Origin of the sequence: Butyrivibrio sp. INlla14 (assembly GCF_900102515.1) — a bacterium.
In the GTDB taxonomy this organism is placed as follows: Bacteria; Bacillota; Clostridia; order Lachnospirales; family Lachnospiraceae; genus Butyrivibrio.
Window position 1 is genome coordinate 22,316 of sequence record NZ_FMVS01000037.1, and the last position, 6,947, is coordinate 29,262.

At 39.1% G+C, this 6,947-nt stretch carries 6 protein-coding genes; 2 read left to right on the forward strand and 4 right to left on the reverse strand.

The features are described from left to right. Positions 1–9: 9 nt before the first annotated feature. The gene (locus BLO53_RS17255; protein WP_092064484.1) at positions 10–585 is read right to left on the reverse strand and encodes an indolepyruvate oxidoreductase subunit beta; all 576 of its coding nucleotides are present in this window, start codon (positions 583–585) and stop codon (positions 10–12) included. A gap of 59 nt (positions 586–644) precedes the next feature. Next, a complete protein-coding gene (iorA, locus tag BLO53_RS17260; RefSeq protein ID WP_092064487.1) occupies positions 645–2,384 on the reverse strand; it encodes an indolepyruvate ferredoxin oxidoreductase subunit alpha in 1,740 nt (579 codons plus the stop codon). 189 nt (positions 2,385–2,573) lie between these two features. Between iorA and BLO53_RS17265 the strand changes: the two genes are divergently transcribed. Further along, positions 2,574–4,208, forward strand: a complete 1,635-nt coding sequence (locus tag BLO53_RS17265; RefSeq protein WP_092064490.1) for a class I adenylate-forming enzyme family protein — start codon at positions 2,574–2,576, stop codon at positions 4,206–4,208. A gap of 186 nt (positions 4,209–4,394) precedes the next feature. Further along, positions 4,395–5,582: an esterase/lipase family protein gene (locus BLO53_RS17270; RefSeq protein WP_092064492.1), complete on the forward strand. Its 1,188-nt coding sequence runs from the start codon at positions 4,395–4,397 to the stop codon at positions 5,580–5,582. Here BLO53_RS17270 and BLO53_RS17275 read toward each other — a convergent pair. Next, positions 5,579–6,592, reverse strand: coding sequence for a hypothetical protein (locus tag BLO53_RS17275; protein ID WP_092064495.1), 1,014 nt, complete (start codon positions 6,590–6,592; stop codon positions 5,579–5,581). The two genes, BLO53_RS17270 and BLO53_RS17275, sit on opposite strands and share 4 nt — an antisense overlap. A 91-nt stretch (positions 6,593–6,683) precedes the next feature. Further along, on the reverse strand, positions 6,684–6,947 hold a 264-nt coding region (locus tag BLO53_RS17280; RefSeq protein ID WP_176757342.1), incomplete at its 5' end, for a transposase.

The following is a 6,947-nucleotide window of genomic DNA, read 5'->3' on the forward strand; positions in this document are numbered from 1 at the left end:
CCCCAACAGTTAAGAATGATTTTTGCCAAGTTCAAAGGCTTTTTTGTTCATTTCAAGAAACTTTTCCGGAACATTGGCTTCAAGACTCTTTATCCAGGCATCTTCTGGCAGATTATAATAGTGAGAAAGTCTTCCAAGAAGCACAATATTTACAGCCTTTGATGAGCCGGCCTTGGTAGCAAGAGATAAGCAGTCAAGGGCATCAACTTTGGCTCCTGTAGCCTTTAATTTTTCTATTATGTTTTCTGGATACTCACATGCACCTGTAATAACTGGCATTGGATCTATCTGCTGTGTATTTGTCACAATCTGTCCGTCCTTTTTAAGGTACGGAAGCCACCTTGCAGCTTCTAAGGCTTCAAAAGAAACAATGAAGTCAGCCTGGCCCTTGTCTATGACAGGAGAGTAGACTTTATCGCCATATCTTACATAAGTTACAACGCTTCCGCCTCTCTGGCTCATGCCGTGAACTTCTGAAACCTTAACATCATATCCCTGAGATAAGAGAAGGTGCCCAAGGAGTTTACTTGCAAGAAGTGACCCTTGACCTCCGACACCTACGATCATTATATTTTTTGTCTCCATTTATTTTTCCTCCGAATTAAAAATGAACCCTAAACTTTTGTCCCCAAGTTCCATTTGCTCTAGGCAAGGGCTGAAACAGGGCAGAGCTGACTGCAGACATTGCAGCCTACGCAAAGAGTTGTGTCGATGTGAGCCTTACCATTTTTCATTGATATAGCTGGGCAACCGATTCTCATGCAGGACTTACATCCAACACATTTTTCTGTGTTGACAGAAAGCGGAGGATTATGTTTGACGTATTTTAGAAGTGCGCAGGGCCTTCTTGAAATAATGACAGAAGGAGCATCAACTGAGAGCTCTTCTTTTAAAACCTTGTCACATTCTTCAAGGTTATAGGGGTCAACTACGCGAACTCTTTCAAATCCCATTGCTCTGCAGAGAGCTTCAAGATCAATCTTTCCTGCAGGATCCCCTTTTATGTTGTAGCCAGTTGTAGGATTCTGCTGATGACCAGTCATTCCAGTTATAGAGTTATCAACGATAACTATTGTTGAATTTGACTGGTTGTAAGCAACATTTGCAAGGCCTGTCATACCAGAGTGCATAAAGGTTGAATCTCCGATTACAGCAACGGTCTTGTGCTCACTTTCTGCTCCTCTTACCTTGTTAAAACCGTGAAGAGCGCCGATTGAAGCACCCATGCAAAGGGTCATTTCAATTGCTCCAAGAGGAGGAACAGCGCCAAGAGTGTAGCATCCAATATCACCTAAAACTGTACAGTTATTTTTCTTAAGAGTGTAGAACAAGCCTCTGTGAGGGCAGCCTGCGCACATTACAGGAGGCCTGTTTGGAATTTCAAAGTCCGTGGTAAAAGAACTGTCTACGTCTTTGCCAAAAGCCTTTGCTATAAGATTTTGTGAAAACTCATCAACTATTGGAAGTGTATCTTTTCCAAATACAGAAAGTCCCAGGGCCTTTACATGATTTTCAATGATAGGATCAAGTTCTTCCACAACATAGAGTTTATCTACTTTTGAAGCAAAATCTTTTATAAGCTTTTCTGGAAGAGGATTAGTCATACCAAGTTTAAGTACAGATACAGTATCTCCAAATACCTCTTTTACATACTGATATGAAGTTGAACATGTGATAATTCCAATTTCAGAGCCTTTTACCTCTTCAACTCGGTTTAAAGGGCAGTTTTCTGCATATGCTATAAGGTCTTTTGTACGCTGTTCTACGATTGGATGACGCTTTTTGGCATTTCCGGGCATCATAACGTATTTTGCTATATTTTTTTCATAGGGCTTATCTGGAACAAATCTCTCGCCAACAGATACAAGGGACTGAGAGTGTGCAACTCTTGTGCACATTTTAAGAAGGACAGGAGTATCAAACTTTTCTGACATTTCAAAAGCAAGCTTTGTAAATTCTAAGGCTTCTTCTGAGTCAGAAGGCTCAATCATTGGAACCTTGGCTGCAATTGCATGGTGTCTTGAATCCTGTTCATTCTGAGATGAATGCATACCTGCATCATCAGAAACATCAATTACAAGTCCTGCGTTAACCCCAGTGTAGGACATAGTATAGAGCGGGTCTGCTGCCACGTTAAGACCAACATGCTTCTGGGCGCAGAAAGCTCTTTTGCCGGCAAGGGACGCGCCAAAGGCGGCTTCCATAGCTACCTTCTCATTGGGAGCCCACTCACAGTAGATTTCATCATATTTGGCAGCCTCTTCAGTTACTTCTGTACTGGGAGTACCAGGATAACTTGAAATAAAACAGACGCCAGCTTCATATAATCCACGGGCAACAGCCTTATTGCCCAATAGTAGCTGTTTTTTAGTGCTAGAACTCATTAAAAATACCTCCTACCAATACTTTTTTAGGTCAACTTTCACATGCTTGTGATTTAAAGTGGTAAAGTGAACCTATATAACAGAATAATAAAAAATAGATACAAAATCAAGCTAAATCTTGATATAGGGAGATTTATAGTTTATAATTTACTTTAGTGCTTTAAAGCACGCAAGAAGGGGATTACATTTATGCCAATTACAGATTTACTTGAACGAAATAGTAAACTTTACGGGGATGAGGCTGCTCTGGTTGAGATAAATCCTGAAATCAGAGAGGAGCAGAGAGTTACCTGGAGAGAGTACGAGCTGATACAGCCAACCTCCACAGCTTATTACAGAAGACAGATTACCTGGTCTGTGTTTGATGAGAAGGCAAATCGTGTTGCAAATATGCTTATGGAAAGAGGTATAAAGAAGGGGCAGAAATGCGCTATTCTTTTGATGAACTGCCTTGAGTGGCTTCCTATATATTTTGGAATCCTGAAATCCGGGGCTGTGGCTGTACCTTTAAATTTTAGATTTGATTCTGAGGAAATTGATTATTGCCTTAAGGCATCTGATTCTGATGTCTTATTCTATGGTCCTGAATTTATAGGAAGAATTGAGGATATTGCTCAAAAGCTTAAAAAAGAAATGCTTCTTTACTATGTTGGAGATCAGTGCCCATCATATGCAGAGGATTATTTCAGGCAGGTTTCCAACGCTTCTTCTGTAGCACCTAAGGTTTTACTTGAAGATAGTGATGATGCAGCTATTTATTTTTCATCTGGTACTACAGGATTTCCAAAGGCTATTTTGCATATTCATACAGCTCTTATGCAGTCAGCCAAAATGGAGGCTATGCATCACGAAACAAATCATGAAGACTGCTTTTTATGCATTCCGCCTCTTTATCATACAGGGGCCAAGATGCACTGGTTTGGATCACTATTTACAGGTAGCAGAGCAGTTCTTTTAAAAGGAAATTCCCCAGAATCAATATTCAGGGCTGTTTCTGAGGAGCATTGCACTATAGTTTGGCTTCTTGTGCCTTGGGCTCAGGATATACTGGCAGCTCTTGACAGCGGAAAACTTAAGCTTGAGGATTATAAGCTTTCCCAGTGGCGACTTATGCATATTGGTGCCCAACCAATTCCGCCTTCACTAGTAAGGCACTGGCTTGAGTATTTTCCTCATCACAAATATGACACCAATTATGGACTTTCTGAATCAACTGGACCTGGCTGTGTTCATCTTGGAATGGATCATGTTGATAAGGTTGGAGCAATCGGAGTTCCCGGCTATGGCTGGAAAACAAAGATTGTTGATGAAGAAGGAAAGCCTGTAGAAAAGGGAGAAATTGGAGAGCTTTGTGTTAAGGGGCCTGGAGTTATGGTATGCTATTACAAAAATCCTGAGGCTACAGCAGAGATACTCAAGGATGGATGGCTCTTTACAGGTGATATGGCTCGTCAGGACGAAGATGGCTTTATCTTCCTTGTTGACCGTAAAAAGGACGTCATCATATCAGGCGGTGAGAACCTTTATCCTGTGCAGATTGAGAATTTCCTTATGAAGAATGATAAAATACATGATGCCGCAGTAATTGGTCTTTCTGATCCGCGACTTGGTGAGATTGCAGCTGCCATCATTCAGGTAAAAGAGGGAATGACTCTCTCGGAAGATGAAGTTGAAGCTTTCTGCGTGGACCTTCCCCGTTACAAGAGACCAAGAAAGATAATTTTTGATACTGTTCTTCGTAATCCTACAGGCAAGATAGATAAACCAAAGCTTCGCTTAAAGTATTGCGGAGACCACCTTGTAGAGAAGCAAAATAGGGCTTAAAACCTATCATATATTTTTTGTAAAAGAAGCTGCTAAGTCAGCTTCTTTTTTCTTTTTGAAACAATTTGCAAAATCTGATTGTTAGAATATTTAGAACAATCATGATATACATTTAGCCTAAATGTATTTATAATAAATTCTATTTGAGAAAAGTCAAAATAATGAAAAAAGTTGAGGGAATAATATATGAGGACTAAGAAATTACAGGATTTATTAAATTCAGCAAGGCTTCTTTTTGCCTATCTGATGTTATCACACGCTATTCCAATTACTAGTGGTATTTACTTTGCCTACAGGGTTATTCCTGATTTCAAAGGGCAGTTTCTTCCGTGGTTATTAATATCCTTACTTGCAAGTGTTTTGAACTTTATTCTTTACATTGTTTCAGTTGTTGGCATTATAAGAAATTCGACTCAGGTAGGAATTGTAACCAAGACAGTTGTGTATTTCTGGGGATGGATATGGCCTTTTGATCTGTACATCTTGCCTAAGATCATTAAAACTGCCAAAGAAGAAGCTAGGTTTGAAAACAGTAAGATCATAACAAATGAAAAGAGAGCACCATATAGGATATGTCAGACTAAATATCCAATTCTAATGGTTCATGGAGTTTTCTTTAGGGATTTTAAGCCTGCTTTTTTAAATTATTGGGGAAGAATTGCACCGGAACTTCAGCAAAATGGTGCAACAATTTATTTTGGTAATCAGCAGTCCGCTGCATCTGTAGAAGAGTGCGGAAGAGAAATAGCTATCAGGATAAAGCAGATTGTAGAGCAAACAGGCTGTGAAAAGGTTAATGTAATTGCACACTCAAAGGGAGGTCTTGATACAAGAGCAGCAATAGCAAGGTATGGAGCTGATGAGTATGTCGCAAGCCTCACAACAATCAATACACCTCACAGAGGTTGTGAGTTTGCAGATTTTCTTTTGGATAAGATAGGACAGGGATTTAAAGATAAAGTGGCTAATACTTATAATTCAGCCCTTAAAAGGATTGGAGATCCAAATCCTAACTTTATAGAAGCTGTAACTGATCTAACCCACAGTGCCTGTGCAGAATTTAATAATAGAACTCCAGATTCTCCAAAGGTTTATTACCAGAGCGTTGGAAGCTATATGGGAAAGGCTTCTGGCGGAAGATTTCCTCTTAATTTTTCCTACCACCTTGTTAAGTACTTTGATGGCAGAAATGATGGCCTTGTTGGGGAGAAGTCTTTTAGCTGGGGATCGAATTTTACTTTTCTGAATCCGCCTTGTAATAGAGGTATATCCCACGGCGACATGATCGACCTAAACAGAGAAAACATACCTGGATTTGATGTCAGGGAGTTTTATGTTCAGCTTGTAAGTAATTTAAAGCAGCTTGGTTTTTAATCTTTTAAGGTCTTATCAATTACAAGTGCTAAAAGAGCACCAAAAAATGCCATAAAGAATGAATCAAAATTAGATATCAGATATTGTAGAAAACCTTCTGTGACATCAATGCCCTCGAGCCTTGCTACGGAAGGTTTTCCGTTTATTATAAGGTCTGCAGTATCAGCACCATAAATATACGTGGACTTTAATTTTTTTCCTGCTACTTGCAGATCCTGGTTTCCGCAAAAGAAACTGCTCTGAGAAGCACCGGATGTGTAATAAAGATCAGCATTTTCATTTTCGAGATAACCTAAGGCCTTCGTTATTGTTCCATTTAAATAAAAATCATCATTAGAATCAGAGAGAGTCATTTGTAAACATTTTGGTGCATCAAAAGTAAAAGTGCAGCTTTCTTTCAAAGCAAGTTGTCCGCCGTTTTCGCTAATAACTTCTCCCTTTAATTTGATAACAGTATTAGAATCTGCAAATAATGGAAATTCATTCCATATGTGCAAATAATCAGAAGATGAAAAGCCTGACATATAAATCTCTGTATTATTTATAACTGTTTTCTGGCTTGTGCTGGCTTCATCAGTATAACCTTCAGTTAACCGATCACCTTTTTTTATTCTGATGGCATCAGCAAAGACCGAGATAGATTCAGAATCGGAGGGTGTAAAATGCATTTGAGGGCTTGAAATACTGCCGGAAATGTTCTGCCCATAGTCAGAAACAACATTTTTGAATTCAATAACAAGGTCATGAGGCTGTGCGTTATAGGTCCTTTCATCCAAGGAAAAAGAAATTGCGTTTTCGTTTGTTATAAAGCCGCCTTCAGCACTTACTGTAACGGCAACGAAATCAAGATTACCTTCAAAGTCCTCAAGAACAATGTTTTTAGGATCACCCTGGATTATTATGGATGAATTATTTCGTTTTATAAGATACAAAATGCTGATAAATAAAAAAACGACAATAAAGATTCCAAGAAGAATAAAATAGATAAGATTTTTCTTTTTGCTAGTCATTATTATTTCCCCCGAAACACGTATTCTCATGGATAGAAGATAACTAGTGTCGTGGCAAGTTCAGAATTAATTTAATCTCCAAGCCTGAGATTTACTCAAGCTTGGGGTATAAGGAAAGCAGCTTTATCCTTGCTTTATCATTAGTGAATTGCCACTTAACCTTTGCCTGCTTTGCGTTACGTTCTGACTCCCATGCAGAGAGTTCAGACTTAAGTTTGTCAATGCTTTCAATTCTCCTTGATAGGCATTGTTTTGTCATTACATTTAATTCAATCTCAGCAATGTCCAGCCAGCTTCCGTGCTTTGGCGTGTAATGAATTTCAAGCCGTTTCCTTAGGCGGAATGCTTCTTCTGG